The organism is Duncaniella sp. B8 (assembly GCF_005304985.1).
GTDB classification, from domain to species: Bacteria; Bacteroidota; Bacteroidia; order Bacteroidales; family Muribaculaceae; genus Duncaniella; species Duncaniella muris.
The window spans coordinates 3290716-3305776 of the sequence record NZ_CP040121.1 but is presented as its reverse complement, the minus strand read 5'-3'; the positions used below and the strand labels follow the sequence as shown (position 1 = coordinate 3305776).

The following is a 15061-nucleotide window of genomic DNA, read 5'->3' as shown; positions in this document are numbered from 1 at the left end:
TGAAATCGGGCTGCAAGTTACAACTTTCCGGTAAGATGTAAATAACTTTAAGTGCGAAATTTTGCTTTATCGGAAATAAATGTCCAACTTTGCAGTCTCTAAAACTGCTTCTTAAATATCACTAATGGAAATAGATAAATACACTTTCGAACAGGCTTTCAACGAGTCTGTCAAGTATTTTGACGGAGACGAGCTCGCTGCAAAAGTCTGGGTCAGCAAGTATGCGCTTAAAGATTCATTCGGCAACATCTATGAACTGACTCCTGCCGACATGCACCGCCGTCTTGCCAACGAGTTTGCAAGGATTGAGAACAAATATCCCAATCCCCTCAGCGCGCAGGAAATCTATGAACTGCTTGACGGATTTAAATATGTGGTTCCTCAGGGGAGTCCTATGGCCGGAATCGGCAATAACTTTCAGACCGGATCGCTGTCAAACTGCTTCGTGGTAGGTCTTGACGGACATCCCGATTCATATGGCAGCATCATGAAGGTGGATGAAGAGCAGGTGCAGCTGATGAAGCGCCGAGGCGGAGTGGGTCACGATCTCAGCGATCTTCGTCCGAAGGGAATGCCGGTCAAAAATTCCGCGCTGACCTCAACCGGACTTGTGCCGTTCATGGAGCGCTACTCCAATTCAACCCGCGAGGTGGCGCAGGACGGACGTCGCGGTGCGCTGATGCTCACCGTGGCCATCAAGCATCCTGATTCGGAACGTTTCATTGATGCCAAACTTGAACAAGGCAAGATTACAGGAGCGAATGTTTCTGTCAAGATTGACGATGAGTTCATGACCTGTGTGGAGCGTGAGGAAAAATACACATGCCGGTTCCCGATCTATGGATCTGATCCGCAGGTGAAGACTGAGATCAACGCTAAGGCTCTTTGGAACAAGATTGTCTACAACGCTTGGAAATCGGCTGAACCCGGAGTGCTGTTCTGGGACACAATTCTGCGCGAATCTGTGCCTGACTGCTATGCCGATCTCGGATTCCAGACTGTTTCGACAAATCCGTGTGGCGAGATCCCTCTCTGCCCCTATGACAGTTGCCGTCTGATCGCCATAAACCTCTATTCATATGTAAAGAATCCTTTCACATCCGAGGCCTATTTTGACTTCGATCTTTTCAAAGAGCATGTCGGAAAAGCCCAGAGGCTTATGGATGACATCATTGATCTTGAAATGGAAAAAATCGATGCCATTATCGAAAAGATCAAAGCCGATCCTGAAAACGAAGAGGTAAAGGCTACCGAGCTGAATCTTTGGGACAAGATCAAGAAAAAAACGCTCAAGGGACGCCGTACAGGCCTCGGCACTACAGCTGAAGGCGACATGATCGCGGCTCTCGGCCTTCGCTACGGCACATCCGAAGCCACCGTGAAGTCGGTAGAAGTACACCGCGCTCTCGCGCTTGCAGCTTTTGCCTCTTCGGTCCAGATGGCCAAGGAGCGCGGAGCTTTCGAGGTCTATGACGCTGCCCGCGAACGCAACAACCCTTACATCAGCCGTATGCGTGAGGCTTGCCCGGAACTGGTGGCTGATATGGAGGCCAACGGTCGTCGCAATATAGCCTGCCTGACCATAGCACCCACAGGAACCACATCGCTCATGACCCGCACCTCATCAGGAATCGAGCCCGTGTTCATGCCGGTCTATAAGCGTCGGCGCAAGGTCAACGCCAATGATGCGGATGTGCATGTTGATTTCGTCGACGAGTCTGGTGATGCTTTTGAGGAATTCGTGGTCTATCATCCCAAATTTATCGAGTGGATGCGCATCAACGGCATAGAAGTGCGCAATGATTACACTCAGGCAGAACTTGACTCACTTGTGGAGCGCTCTCCGTATAACAAAGCGACAGCCAATGATATCGACTGGCTTGAAAAGGTTAAAATGCAGGGCGCTGTGCAGAAGTGGGTGGATCATTCTATTTCCGTTACCATAAATCTTCCGGCCGATACGGATGTTGAACTTGTCAACCGCCTCTATATGGAAGCCTGGAAAGCCGGCTGTAAAGGTTGTACGATCTACCGCGATGGCTGTCGGTCCGGAGTGTTGATCTCGGCCGATGAAAACAAAAAGAAAGACCGCGAGAAGGGTGTGGATACTCCGGCTGATCAGGAAGCGAAAGACGGAAAGCAGTCCGGCACACCGGAAATACCCGCGGTCCATCCTGTGGGCAAGCGTCCGATAGAGCTTGAAGCCGATGTGGTCAGATTCCAGAACAATAAAGAGAAGTGGATTGCGTTTGTCGGTCTGAAAAACGGACAGCCATATGAAATTTTCACCGGTCTTGCTGATGATGAAGACGGTATTTTCTGTCCGAAGTCAGTGTCGAAAGGAAAAATCATCAAGGCTACTGACGACAAGGGAAACAAGCGATATGACTTCCAGTTTATCAACAAGCGAGGCTATAAGACAACTATCGAAGGCCTTTCTGACAAGTTCAATCCCGAATACTGGAACTATGCCAAACTCATTTCCGGAGTGCTCCGTTACGGAATGCCGATTGACCAGGTGATAAAACTTGTCAACGGTCTTGAACTCGACTCGCAGTCGATCAACACCTGGAAAATGGGTGTTGAACGCGCGCTGAAAAAGTATCTGCCGTCAGGCACTCCGGCCGGAGGCCAGAAGTGTCCTAACTGCGGACAGGAAACACTTGTCTACCAGGAAGGATGCCTGATCTGTACATCATGCGGCTCCTCACGCTGCGGATAAGATCAGAGAATAGATTTTAGCGTGACCGGGGTATTGTGGTCTGTAAGATAGAGCTGCTCGCGTGGCTCGTAATGGTCTGAAAAAATCGAGGCGGCAGTGTCAGTCATGGCATTGCCGCTGACTTTTATGCCTGCCATTTCAAAGGCTGAGGGGCAGAATGAGCGTGAGGTGGAAATCAGACATGAGATGTTTCGGCCTACGGCTGCTGCAATATCAGGATATGATTCTCGATATCCGGCGGACAGCCATGCGATCATCGGGACATGGACCTGATAGAGGGTGGGGCGCGGAGAGGCGTGGAGGAAACGGCCGGAGCCATTGTCAAATATGTCTTCTCCGTGGTCAGATGTGTAGAGCAGGCCTGCAAATGCTCCGTCAATGGAGTCGAGCCGGCTGATGCAGTCGGTCAGCAAGCGGTCTGTGGCCACGATGGTGTTGTCATATGCATTTATGAGTTTGTCGCGGTTGCTCTTGGTGGCTTCGGTATAGTCACACGGGGTAAACAGTTCGTCGTTTTTGGCATAACGGTCGAGATAGTTGAAGTGTGAGCCGTAGGTATGGAGGACTATGAGCTGCTTTAGAGCTTCCTGGGCGAGGATGTTGTCAAGCCAGGGAAGGAGATCGGAATCAGGTCGGCTGTTGCGGCTGAGCGATGTGGCGTTGTCATCGAGCTCTTTGATGAAAACGCAGGTGTCACTCTCTTCTGCAAAGAAGTCGATGAACGAGCGGTTGTAGCGCTGGTTCGACAGAAAGGCGGTGGAGAATCCGGCTTCCTTGAATGCCGTGATGAGGCTTTTCACCTGATAGATATCGGTGTTGAAATCTGTAGCATTGACCGGACTGAGCAGCATCGGTACGCTCTTGTGGGTGGTGTTGCTCTCGCTGTAGGCTTCAGGTGCGGCATAAATGTCATTGCGATCGGCCAGCCGGGGATTGGTCGGACGGTTGTAGCCAAGAAGTTGCCAGTTATCCGCACGTGCGGTCTCTCCGACAACGAGGAGATAGATTTCACGCTTATCAGACGGATGCACCGAATGTGCGTCATATTTGAAATTGGCTGATGTTTCGGAATAGCGGCCGGTCTTGGCAGTGCGGTCAAAAGCAAGATACACGTTGTAGCAGACATTGGCCGGATAGAGATGATCAGTGACTGCATATGTGCCTCCGGAATAGCTGAGTGCAAGGCTGATGAGCCCGGCTGCCGTCACTCCGGCAGATAACAGACAGTTCTTTTTCAGAAATTTTTCAGACAGACGGACTTTTTTGCGGATGAATATCACACCATTGGTCAGTGACGGGACGTAGAGGACCACGACGGCAATGATTACCGGGAGCATATTGCCGAGCAACTCGGCAACTTCAGAAGTATTTGTGGTCACAAGGTTCAGGAACATGTCGACCGCGATGACGCTCCGTCCGTAGAGATCAAGCAGGACAATCTGGAAAGCTGCAAAAAATATCAGCGGAAACATCAGCCAAATGCTCCGTCCGAACTTCGGCGAAAGGCTTGACAAAAGCCAGATAATGCCTGCGGGGAGCAGTATGTTTGTCAATGCTCCGGCAAGAGAGAGCTGTTCGGTGAATGAAAGTATGAAATTGGGGAGGAGGAGAGTCAACAGAAAATAATAAAAAGCAAAATACTTATACATGTGCATTATGGCTGATTGCTGATTCCTTGATTAGTCTGAGAGTTTGTTTAAAAACAAACTCTGAATATCCTGGTGAAGAGTCTGCTCAGAAAGCCTCGTTCAGGCCGAACATGAAGCCGCTGGAATGTTTGCCGAAACCGATGTCGACCCGGACGTTGGCGTTCTTTTTGAATTCCCACCGGTATCCGATGCCGTATTCCGGCAAAAGACGGTCAAACCGGATGTCGGAAAGTTTGTGATATATGCTTCCGACTCCACCCCAGACGGCAATCCCGGAGCGTCGGTAGATGTGCTGGCGAAGTTCCACGGCCATGTCTGAGGCGCATTTGTCGCGATAGCGGCCTTCATAATATCCGCGCATGGCTCCGCCGCCAAGAAATGGCAGTTTTCCCCAAGGAGTATTGCCGTATGTCCATTCGCTATGGAAGTGAGAGGCAAGAATCGCACCGGCCCAAAGCGGAGAATAGATGTTGAAGTTTATTTCCGTGCTGGCAAAGTCATGATTCCGATTTCCTATGAAGCGTGGAGCAAAAAGCTGTATGAGTTCGAAGAGCACTCCGGAATGCGGATAAGTAAGGTTGTCGCGCAAATCATATTGCAGGCGCCCGCCGACCTCAGCAGAAAAATAGCGATGGTCTTCGCCTTGCCAGGGTGTAGGATCGGCTATACTGCCGGCGCTGGTATAGCTTAATTCAACCGCCGGCCCAAGATACAAGCCTGGAGCCAGCCGCCATTCATAGTCGCCAGTGAGCGTCAGATCAAAAAGATTGTATTTGGTCTTGTTGGCATTATCGTTGTTCCATGTATAGCCGATTCCCCAGAAATATGTGGAAAACGACTGAAAGTCGAGCGAATAGTTGACACGCCTGGAGTTGAACGGGTAGACGTGAACACCGTCGATCCCGACAGAGTAGTATCCTTTGGTGGCAATGTCTCCTTTAAGTGATATATTTGAAGCGGGGAGCAGTGTGTCTGTCGGGCATGTCGAGTAGTCTCCTGCAATAACGATGCCTAAGCCGAGACCTTTTTCCGATGAATAGTGCGGACCACCGAGAGGAGTGAAGTTTGGACGGGTGGTAAGTTTGCGCTTGTTGGATTGATCGAAGTAGTGGATAAGCCGGCCTATAATGCCTTTATGCTGCTGCGGGACGGAGTCTGCCGGTTCAGACGCCGCCATAGACAATGGCTTTATAAGCAATAAAATTAGCAATATGTAAACGAAGCGTGTGTGTTGTTGCTGCATGAGTGCAAAGTTATGCAAAAATAATCATATATTATGAACGGTTTTGTAGCTGAAACGGTTTTGGAAATTGTCTAAAGTTCATATTGCTGTGTTTGTGGAAACCGGCGTGATTTCAATGGGGTGATTGTCTTGTTATTCCAGTTGTGTGGCGGCTAAAGAGTAGACGCTGATACGAGTGGCGGGAGATGCTTTTTTTATGGCTTGGGCACATGCAAGAATAGTCGAGCCTGTAGTGATCACATCATCAACCAGAAGTATGTGACGGTCTGCGATAAGTTCCGGATCCGGCAGTGAATAAGCCCCAATGGTGTTCTGCAGTCTGGCATGGATATCTTTTCGGGTCTGCGAACGGTGCCATGAGGCTTTCAGAGGTGTTTCGACCGGCAGACCGCATACATGACCGAGGCCTTTTGCAATTTCTTCAGCCTGATTGTAGCCTCGTTTTATCTTTTTCAAAAAGTGCAGGGGCACAGGCACAAGGGCGTCGATATCGTCAAAGAATCCGGAGTCAGACAATTCTTTGGCGTGGAGCGATGCAAAATGGCGTCCTACTTTCGGGCGGTTGCGATATTTGGTGTCATGGATTATTGCCGTATATGGGTTGCCTCGGCGGTAGTAGAACATCGAGGCCGTTTTTTCGATGCGGCAGGATGGGGAGAACAGCCTGTCGGCAAGGGAGTTGGATGCTGATTTATGGAAATTGGTCACAGGCATGTCAAGCAGACATTGCAGGCAGATGAAGTCTTCGCCGTCAACGAGCGGACGATGGCAGACAGTGCAGACGTCAGGGAAGATTATGTTGACGAGTCCACGAAGCCAGCGGCCGGCAACCGCAAAACTGTTGTTAGGAATCATCTGAATCAGGTTTGTAGTTTCTCATCAGGTCTGCTATCAGCGGATATTCAAATCCACGCTGCATCGCATATCTGGTCACTTTTATTTTGCTCTCTCGGCTCAACGGCCACTCTTTCATTGACCGGATTTTGGAGGCGATGACTCTGAGGGCTATAGCGGAGTATTCTTCATCTTCGAAATCGTCACATGCGCTTTCTATTATATCCGGAGGCAGGCGTTTTGCCCAGAGTCCCTGCCTGATTTTCCTGCGGCCCCAGCCACTGAAATGAAGCTTATCATGGGCATAGGCTTTAGAGAATCTGCGGTCATCAACGAATTTGAGTTCGATGAGCCGTGAGATCACTTTGGCCGCAACTCCGGCACTTACACCGCATGATGACATTTTTTTCAGAAGGTCAGGAGTGCATTGCTCACACTTGGCGCATAAAGCGGCCATGCGGGAAAGCGCATTTTCATATGTCAGAGGAGGCTGGCGTCTGAGCATGGTGTGATTCCTATTTACGGGCTATCATGAAACGAGTTTTGGCATGCAGGTCGGGGAGCAGGCAGACATCGTTCCATCCGGATTGCTGCATCCAGTCTTTCAGGCTGTCGGCAGTCAAAGGATTGAGTTCGAAATAAAGTCGTCCGCCTTCAGTCAGCGCATCAGCGGCATAGTCGGCTATGGCTTTATAGAATTTCAGCGGGTCGCTGTCAGGTACGAACAGCGCAATAGCCGGTTCGTGGTCAAGGACATTTGCTTCCATCGCGCTTTTTTCTTTATCCATGACATAGGGCGGATTGGAAATTATAATGTCATATTTTGCCGTGAGTGCCACGCCGAGATCAAGGGCATCCGCTGTCTGAAAATCGACTTTGACTTTTTGCAGAGCGGCATTTTCCTGGGCAACTGCGATAGCCCGGTCGGAAATGTCGATGGCAGTGACTTCAGGAAAGTTCATGAACTTGGCCAACGCTATGGCTATACAACCTGAACCGGTGCATACGTCAAGCACTTTCAGATCAGGCTGTGGATTGTCTTTTGTTATTATGTCAACAAGTTCTTCTGTCTCAGGTCGGGGAATGAGAACCGCAGGACTGACCTTCAAAGTCATTCCATGCCAGTATGTGTCGCCAAATATATACTGTATAGGCTCGTAGGCAAGCAGGCGGTCAATGACTTCGTTGACTCTTGTGACGGTGAAGTCTGAGACTTCCTTGTCGGCTCGCATCAGAAGTTCTACCTGATTCCATCCCTTGATGTGCTCAATTATGATTCGAAACAGCCATGAGGCCTCGCTCCCGCCATAGACAGGAGTCAGACGGGAGCGTGAGGCATCAAGGAGTTGTTTCAGTGTAGTCATTTGTTTACAGAAGTATAGATCTCGATATTGTCAAGAGCGAGATAACCGGGGGTGTTCAGACCGTATTCACCTGCATCGGAACCTTCGAAGTTGAACACAACGCGGTTTACGTTTCCAAGGGCTTTCAGATTCCAGTCTTCCCAGTCATTATCAAGATTTTTTGTTTTCGAACCTGCACGGTAGTCACAGAGATAGAGCTCCACGGGACTTCCGGCTGTCATATGTCCTGTTGCGTCATATCCGTAAGCAAGCACTTTGAACCAGCCGTTGTTTGCTTTTAATGGCTGAGCGAGTCCATTTCCATTCTGAATTACGCCATACACATAAGATGTATTGCAGATTTCAATTTCTCCAATTGTAAATTCGGCGTTGTTGTCAAAATGGAATCCGCCTAAAGAAACTTCTTTTCCTGAGCCATAGACAGATGAAATGCTTGAAGCATCGCAGGAGCCGTTGATCACTGCAAATGTGTTGGAGTTGTCATCACCGGCTCCGCGGTTTGCGCCGTCGACAGATTCCACATTATATACGCTACACTGATTATTGAAGGAATACCACCAGTCGCCGGTCTTATCGGCCGGATTCGAACGGAGATTGAACTGAGAGAGGAACATGCCTCCATTGTATAATGTCGCTATGTCGGGATAAAAGTCACCTTGGGTATTGAGTCCGAAAGTGATAGCATTGGCACCCTTGTTGAATGCGATGGAGCCGACGGTGAACCGATCGCCGCCAGTGTAGTCTGCATAGAGGTTCGCGCCATAGGAGTCAGGTCCGGCTAAAATAATATTTGTGTTTTCAAATGTGATTTCGCCGACTTTGACCATTCCCTTGGGACCGTCATTGTCATCATCGCTACAAGATGACAGCAGAGGAAGTGAGATCGCACAGAGTGCGAATGCGCAGATTTTGAAATTGTTGTACATGATTTGAATAGTTGATGTTGTTAAATGATCTATCGTGTGAACTGAGAAGCCGGAACTTTAGCAGCAAGAGGAAATTCAATGGCAAAAGTCGTGCCCATGCCCGGCTCTGATCGTTTGACATAGATATTGCCTTTGTGATATTCTTCCACAATGCGTTTTGTCAGTGTCAGGCCAAGCCCCCAGCCGCGTTTCTTAGTAGTGAAGCCCGGATTAAAGATTGTTTTGTGATTCTTTTTTGGAATGCCTTTGCCGGTATCTGCAATTTCTATAACGGCAATGTTTTTGTCGTGATGAAGTGCAATGGAAATGCTGCCGCTTCCCTCCATTGCGTCAACGGCGTTTTTGATCAGGTTTTCCATTACCCATTCTGCCAGAGGTGATGACATGGAGACCGGAAGTTCTGTGGAGCATGGTGTCACGCTGAGTTTTATGCGACTTGATATGCGAGAGGACATATATTCGGCTGAATGGCTGACGATGGTGTTGAGATCTTCAATCTCCATAGATGGCCGCGAGCCGATTTTAGAAAATCGTGATGCAATTGTCGACAATCGTTTTACGTCCTTGTCCATTTCCGCTACAATCTCCGGGCTGACACCGGAATCCGGCAGGAGTTCGAGCCATGCCATCAGCGATGATATGGGGGTGCCAAGCTGATGGGCGGTTTCTTTAGAAAGACCGACCCAGACCTTGTTCTGCTCCGCCCGTTTGGTAGACGAAACGGCATAATAGACAATCAGAACGAACGCAAGCAAAACCAGTATCTGAACATAGGGATAGAAACTCAGGCTTTTCAGCACTTTTGAATCTTCGTAGTAGAGATGCTGACTTCCTGCGGCACCCATGTCGATATCAATGACGTTTGGAGTCTTACGCAGGTCATCAAGCTTTGCCAGCAGAAAACGGCGGTTGGCATCGCTTAGCCCGAAAATGGCAGCAGAGTCTTCGGGTTCAGGCAAGGTGAAGTTGCGTTGCATGATAATATGACCGTCATCATCGGTGAGCAAGACCGGAATGGTTCTGTTGCGTTCGATGATCGAGAGCAGAAAATCGAAATTTGACGGTAATACGTCAGAGTCTCCGTTTCCGGCATTTACAATCTCGCGTGTGGCATCAGCCCATATCTGCATCCGCTCCCGTTCCTGCTCTGACAGGTCTTTGACCAGTGAATCGGAATAGAACAGAAATATGCCGACCACTGCCACCGACAGAATCAGAAAGCCGATGAAGCCTTTGCGCCTTATGTCATAAATGTTTCCGCTCAAAGCCTGATTTAACGTAGGGTGAAGATTGATTCTGACAACAATCAGAAGTTGCATGAATGATCTCCGGAAGGAATATCATCCATGCAACTTCGTTGATATCAGTTATCGTAATGCAGTCTCACTGATTTTGGATCAGTGTTTGTCATCAACAACCGGACAGCCGGAGCAACGAGCTGAAATTTCAGTAAAGAAGTCGTTGCCCTTATCATCTACAAGGATGAAGGCGGGGAAGTCTTCAACTTCAATTTTCCAGATGGCCTCCATGCCGAGTTCGGGATATTCGAGGAGCTCTACCTTCTTGATGCTGTTCTGAGCGAGAATAGCAGCCGGGCCTCCGATTGATCCGAGATAGAACCCGCCGTGCTTGTGGCATGCGTCAGTAACCTGCTTGCTGCGGTTGCCTTTGGCGATCATTACCATAGAGCCACCTGCAGCCTGGAACTGATCTACATATGAGTCCATGCGGCCTGCTGTTGTCGGGCCGAATGAGCCTGAAGGCATACCTTCGGGTGTTTTGGCCGGGCCGGCATAGTAGATGGGGTGATCTTTGAGATACTGAGGCATTGGTTCGCCATTATCAAGACGTTCTTTGATCTTTGCATGGGCTATGTCACGGCCTACGATGATGGTGCCGTTGAGCGAAAGGCGTGTGGCCACAGGATACTTTGTAAGTTCAGCCAGAATTTCAGGCATCGGACGGTTTAGATCGATTCTGACAACATTGCCTTCGCCCTGTTTACGATATTCTTCGGGGATCAGTTCGCCGGGATTGCTGTCGAGTTTTTCAACCCAAAGGCCTTCGCGGTTGATTTTCGCTTTTATGTTGCGGTCAGCCGAACATGAAACTCCGAGGCCGACGGGGCATGAGGCTCCATGACGGGGCAGACGGATCACCCGGATGTCATGAGCGAAGTATTTGCCTCCGAACTGTGCGCCGAGGCCAAGACGTTCAGCTTCTTTCTTGAGCACTGCTTCAAGTTCTTTGTCGCGGAAAGCGTGGCCGAGTTCATTGCCATGATCAGGCAGATTGTCGTAATATTTTACGGATGCTTTCTTGACGGTCTCAAGGTTCTTTTCAGCGGATGTGCCTCCGATTACGAATGCGATGTGGTAAGGAGGGCAGGCCGCGGTTCCGAGGCTCTTCATTTTCTCAACCAGGAAGGGAACGAGAGTCTTGGGATTGAGGATGGCTTTGGTTTCCTGATAAAGATATGTCTTGTTAGCCGAGCCGCCGCCTTTTGCTACAAAAAGGAATTTGTATTCATCGCCTTCAGAAGCATGGATGTCGATCTGGGCCGGGAGGTTGCAACCGGTGTTGACTTCGTCATACATGGTGAGCGGCGCGTTCTGTGAATAGCGAAGATTATCGGTGGTGTAAGTGATGTAGACACCCTTGCTGATTTTCTCTTCGTCATCACAGCCTGTGTAGACATTCTGACCCTTTTCGCCGTGAACAATCGCGGTGCCTGTGTCCTGGCAGAAGGGGAGTGCGCCCTTGGCTGCAACTTCGGCGTTGCGGAGCATGGTCAGGGCGACAAACTTGTCATTTTCCGATGCTTCAGGATCAGAAAGGATCTTCGCTACCATTTCGTTGTGTTCTCGACGCAGCATGAACGCATTGTCATGTGTGCATGCACGAGCAAGCACTGTTAGCGCTTCGGGATCAACCACGAGGAATTCGTGTCCGCCCCAGTTTTCAACTTTGACGTAGTCGGAAGTCAGTTTGTAATATTCAGTTGTATCAGGTCCCAGCGGGAACATGGGCTGATATTTGAACGGTTTGGTTGCCATATAATTATACTTTGAGTTTTTTCAGATAATCCGAAAGGACTTACTTGAGTTGACAAATGTACGAACAAAATTTTAAACCGCAAGCGAAAATAAGATGCTATTTTAGGTTAACCACCGTGATTCCGGCACCACCGAAACGGACATCTTCGTCATGATAGGAACTGATTCCGGAAGTGGTTGAAAGCAGTTCGCGAATAGCCTGCCGTAAAGCTCCGGTGCCTGTGCCGTGAAGTATGCGCACGCGGGCTACGCTGAAGCGTATGGCATCATCTATAAAATAGGTGACAGCCTGGATGGCCTCATCGGCTCTCATGCCTCTGACATCAATCTCCTGCTTGAACTGAAGCTGACGTTCATAGCCGGAATCAATGGTCTGCATCGAAATGCTTGATTTGGTTTCGGTTTTTGGCTTGGCATCTGTAACCATCAGACGGTCTGTCTTGACCGTGGTCTTGAGGTTGCCGAAAATCACAAGCGCGTTTTTACCGGATACTTCCAGCACGGTCCCTACGGTACTGCCTCCGTCGAGGCGCACGTTGGCTCCGACTGTAACTTCGCGTTTGGCCGGAGATGTCTCACGGTCTGCCTGGACGTTGTGCTTCCCCTTTTTCTTTTTGGGAACTTTCGCCAGGAGTAAATTGGAGTCCTTGTAGCGGTTGCCTTCGCGTTCGAGCTCTATACGCTCTTCCTTGAGCTTGCGGCGGGCTTCCAGAGTTTTTTCGCGCTCGGCGTTGGCTTCCTTGATGTCAGCTATGGTACGTTCGATAACGGCATTTGAAGAGTCGAGAATCTTTTTGGCCTCAGTCCTCGCTTCTTCAATAATCTCGCGGCGTTTGCTTCTGAGCTGGTCGGCGTCTTCAGCGTATTGCGCCAGCATCTGTTCGAGTTTTTTCTCCTTCTGGCGTATGGCTGTACGCTTGTTTTCCCAATAGCGTTTGTCGCGGGTGATGTCAAGAAGATAGTTGTCAAGATTCATGTATTCTTTCCCGACAATATCTTCGGCTGACTGTATGATCTCTGCCGGCAGACCGATTTTTCGGGCGATCTCGACTGCAAATGAACTGCCGGGATTGCCGATGGACAATTTGAACATAGGCTGCATGAGATGCCTATCATAAAGCATAGAGCCGTTGATAAGGCCTGTGGTGTCTTCGGCAAATTGTTTCAGGATCTGATAGTGTGTGGTCACAATGCCCCACATTTCTTTCCCGTTCATTTGCTCAAGAATGGCACGGGCAAGCGCGCCGCCAATCTGAGGTTCTGTCCCGGAGCCCATTTCGTCAATCAGAAAGAGGGTGCCTTTGCGGCCTCGCTGAAGCATGAACTTCATGCTGCGCAGGTGGCTGCTGTAGGTCGAAAGGTCATCTTCAAATGACTGGTCATCGCCGATGTCAACAAAGATGTCATGGAAAATGCCGATGTGGGAGTTGTCATGTACCGGCGGTAGCAGTCCGCATTGAACCATATACTGGATTGTGCCGACTGTTTTAAGACAGACGGACTTACCGCCGGCATTCGGACCGGAAATGACCAGAATGCGAGTCTCGCGGTTCAGAGCAATGTCGATGGGCACGATTTCGCGGCCCTGATGTTCCAGCGAAAGTTTAAGGACGGGATGGCAGGCATGATACCACTCCATCTCTTCACGGTCGTGCAGATTCGGTAATGAAGCACCGACAGCCTCTGCGTAATGGGCTTTGGCATTGATGAAATCCAAGTTGTATATGACTCCGGCCCCTGCGAGCATTTCAGGAATGTGAGGTCTGAGCTCATCGGCTATAGCAGTCAGGATTCGAATTATTTCGCGATGCTCTTCGAGCTGCAGCTCGCGGGTCAGGTTGTTAGCTTCCACGACTTCAGCGGGCTCGATGAATATGGTTTTCCCGGATGCAGATTCGTCATGGACTATTCCCGGAATCTTCCGCTTGTTCATCGGAGGAACCGGGAGCACAAGGCGTCCGTCGCGCACGGCGGGAGAAGCATCGGCATCCAGCCATCCCTGGGCAATTGCGGAGCTCAGAACTCGACGTAAAATCGAATTGACGCGTCCCGACATGCTGCGCAGACGCGAGCGGATTTCAGCCAGCGCCACAGAGGCATTGTCTTTGACAAGACCAGATGCCGGATCAATGGCTTTGTCGATTGTTAATCCGAGAGTCGACGGAATATAGTTAAGCGGGTCGCTAAGGCGTGATAACTGTGGATATGGGGTATGTCCGTCCTCGTTGTGACGGCGAAAATATGATGCAATCCGTGAAAAGCATTCAAGCATGCGTCTCACTTTCAGCAGATCCTTCACTTCAAGGAATGTGCCTGGTATTTTGATCACTGCCAGATCACGGTCGATGTCATCGACGCCTTCAAGAGGTAATGTTTCATCGCTATGATTGGCCCGTTGCATTTCATCAACAGCCAGAAGTGCCGCCTTCACGGTCTCGAAATCAGTCTGGAATGACATTTCCGAACAGAACTGACGCGCTCCTTCGCAATGACATTTTTTTGACAGCTGTGACCTTATGGCAGCAAAGCCTATCTTTTCTTCTATTTTGTCAGGATAAATCATGATGCAAAATTACATAGAATTTTTCAACATTCGATAATGTAATGTTGTTTTGTATAAAAGGTATTGTTATATATACAACTAAAATTTAAATAATTATGAAATTCAAATGCTTAATGTCAATGACTGCGACTCTCGTCTTTTTATTGGGAGGTGCAACAGCAGTAGCCCAGGCGCCGGTCAACGGGGGCGGCAATCCCGGTATCGTAATGGCCGGATCGCAGAATTACAGTCAGTTGCCTGAAAAAGCCCGCGCGTTTATTGCAAAGCATTTCAAAGATATCGGCATACGCAAATGTGAAAAATATTTCGCAAAAGGGAAATATGAAGTTGAACTATCCAATGGTGTTGACCTGGAATTTAACACAGACGGGAATCTGATTGAGATTGATGCTCCCGGTGACATGATGCTCCCGGTAGCCGTTGTCAAAGATATGCTTCCTTCGAAAGCATATGAACGTCTTGCAAAAGACGGATTCAATGCAATGGTTGAATCTGTAGAATTCAACCGAGGGAAGGTGTATGAAGTTGAACTCAATATACCGGGACCAGATACTTATGTGTTTGATCTAAACGGTGTGTTTCTTGCTATCGAAGACTGACGTGGCAATATATAAAGAATAGTATAACGCGGTCTGAATTTGCTTTTAAAAGCATTTACGTGGAGGTTTGTTGCACAATTTTATTAATTTTGCAGCAAACTTCCA

11 protein-coding genes are annotated in these 15061 nt (G+C 49.2%); 2 read left to right on the top strand and 9 right to left on the bottom strand.

The annotated features are described in order from the left end of the window. Positions 1 to 124: 124 nt before the first annotated feature. Positions 125 to 2722, top strand: a complete 2598-nt coding sequence (locus FDZ78_RS14165; protein ID WP_136408813.1) for an adenosylcobalamin-dependent ribonucleoside-diphosphate reductase — start codon at positions 125 to 127, stop codon at positions 2720 to 2722. Positions 2723 to 2724: 2 nt separating this feature from the next. On the opposite strand, the gene FDZ78_RS14160 is transcribed toward FDZ78_RS14165, so the two are convergent. The 9 genes from FDZ78_RS14160 to FDZ78_RS14120 all read right to left on the bottom strand — a co-directional run bounded on the left by FDZ78_RS14160 (position 2725) and on the right by FDZ78_RS14120 (position 14357). Continuing rightward, the gene (locus FDZ78_RS14160; RefSeq protein ID WP_168182101.1) at positions 2725 to 4371 is read right to left on the bottom strand and encodes a phosphoethanolamine transferase; all 1647 of its coding nucleotides are present in this window, start codon (positions 4369 to 4371) and stop codon (positions 2725 to 2727) included. An 85-nt stretch (positions 4372 to 4456) separates the two neighbouring features. After that, the gene (locus FDZ78_RS14155) at positions 4457 to 5548 is read right to left on the bottom strand and encodes a BamA/TamA family outer membrane protein (protein ID WP_161553530.1); all 1092 of its coding nucleotides are present in this window, start codon (positions 5546 to 5548) and stop codon (positions 4457 to 4459) included. Between the two features lie 198 nt (positions 5549 to 5746). Beyond that, positions 5747 to 6469: a ComF family protein gene (locus FDZ78_RS14150; protein WP_123398895.1), complete on the bottom strand. Its 723-nt coding sequence runs from the start codon at positions 6467 to 6469 to the stop codon at positions 5747 to 5749. Continuing rightward, positions 6459 to 6953 (bottom strand): regulatory protein RecX, encoded by a 495-nt coding sequence (locus tag FDZ78_RS14145; RefSeq protein ID WP_124075618.1) that lies wholly within the window; start codon positions 6951 to 6953, stop codon positions 6459 to 6461. The genes FDZ78_RS14150 and FDZ78_RS14145 overlap by 11 nt, the downstream gene beginning before the upstream one ends. A 10-nt stretch (positions 6954 to 6963) precedes the next feature. Continuing rightward, positions 6964 to 7812: a peptide chain release factor N(5)-glutamine methyltransferase gene (gene prmC, locus FDZ78_RS14140; RefSeq protein ID WP_124075617.1), complete on the bottom strand. Its 849-nt coding sequence runs from the start codon at positions 7810 to 7812 to the stop codon at positions 6964 to 6966. Continuing rightward, positions 7809 to 8738 (bottom strand): DUF4465 domain-containing protein, encoded by a 930-nt coding sequence (locus tag FDZ78_RS14135; protein ID WP_136408811.1) that lies wholly within the window; start codon positions 8736 to 8738, stop codon positions 7809 to 7811. The genes prmC and FDZ78_RS14135 overlap by 4 nt, the downstream gene beginning before the upstream one ends. 29 nt (positions 8739 to 8767) lie before the next feature. After that, entirely contained in the window at positions 8768 to 10057 is a 1290-nt protein-coding gene (locus FDZ78_RS14130; RefSeq protein WP_124075615.1) for a PAS domain-containing sensor histidine kinase, read from the bottom strand. 78 nt (positions 10058 to 10135) lie between these two features. Then, positions 10136 to 11794 (bottom strand): fumarate hydratase, encoded by a 1659-nt coding sequence (locus tag FDZ78_RS14125; RefSeq protein WP_123398900.1) that lies wholly within the window; start codon positions 11792 to 11794, stop codon positions 10136 to 10138. A gap of 97 nt (positions 11795 to 11891) precedes the next feature. Beyond that, positions 11892 to 14357, bottom strand: coding sequence for an endonuclease MutS2 (locus FDZ78_RS14120; protein WP_124075614.1), 2466 nt, complete (start codon positions 14355 to 14357; stop codon positions 11892 to 11894). 119 nt (positions 14358 to 14476) lie between these two features. Between FDZ78_RS14120 and FDZ78_RS14115 the strand changes: the two genes are divergently transcribed. Next, positions 14477 to 14956, top strand: coding sequence for a PepSY-like domain-containing protein (locus tag FDZ78_RS14115; RefSeq protein WP_168182099.1), 480 nt, complete (start codon positions 14477 to 14479; stop codon positions 14954 to 14956). The last annotated feature ends 105 nt before the right edge of the window (positions 14957 to 15061 follow it).

Excerpts from the sequence above, each read along its gene's own strand:
- FDZ78_RS14165 (WP_136408813.1), top strand. The coding sequence starts at position 125 with ATGGAAATAGATAAATACACTTTCGAACAGGCTTTCAACGAGTCTGTC.
- FDZ78_RS14160 (WP_168182101.1), bottom strand. The coding sequence starts at position 4,371 with ATGTATAAGTATTTTGCTTTTTATTATTTTCTGTTGACTCTCCTCCTC.
- FDZ78_RS14155 (WP_161553530.1), bottom strand. The coding sequence starts at position 5,548 with ATGGCGGCGTCTGAACCGGCAGACTCCGTCCCGCAGCAGCATAAAGGC.
- FDZ78_RS14150 (WP_123398895.1), bottom strand. The coding sequence starts at position 6,469 with ATGATTCCTAACAACAGTTTTGCGGTTGCCGGCCGCTGGCTTCGTGGA.
- FDZ78_RS14145 (WP_124075618.1), bottom strand. The coding sequence starts at position 6,953 with ATGCTCAGACGCCAGCCTCCTCTGACATATGAAAATGCGCTTTCCCGC.
- prmC (WP_124075617.1), bottom strand. The coding sequence starts at position 7,812 with ATGACTACACTGAAACAACTCCTTGATGCCTCACGCTCCCGTCTGACT.
- FDZ78_RS14135 (WP_136408811.1), bottom strand. The coding sequence starts at position 8,738 with ATGTACAACAATTTCAAAATCTGCGCATTCGCACTCTGTGCGATCTCA.
- FDZ78_RS14130 (WP_124075615.1), bottom strand. The coding sequence starts at position 10,057 with ATGCAACTTCTGATTGTTGTCAGAATCAATCTTCACCCTACGTTAAAT.
- FDZ78_RS14125 (WP_123398900.1), bottom strand. The coding sequence starts at position 11,794 with ATGGCAACCAAACCGTTCAAATATCAGCCCATGTTCCCGCTGGGACCT.
- FDZ78_RS14120 (WP_124075614.1), bottom strand. The coding sequence starts at position 14,357 with ATGATTTATCCTGACAAAATAGAAGAAAAGATAGGCTTTGCTGCCATA.
- FDZ78_RS14115 (WP_168182099.1), top strand. The coding sequence starts at position 14,477 with ATGACTGCGACTCTCGTCTTTTTATTGGGAGGTGCAACAGCAGTAGCC.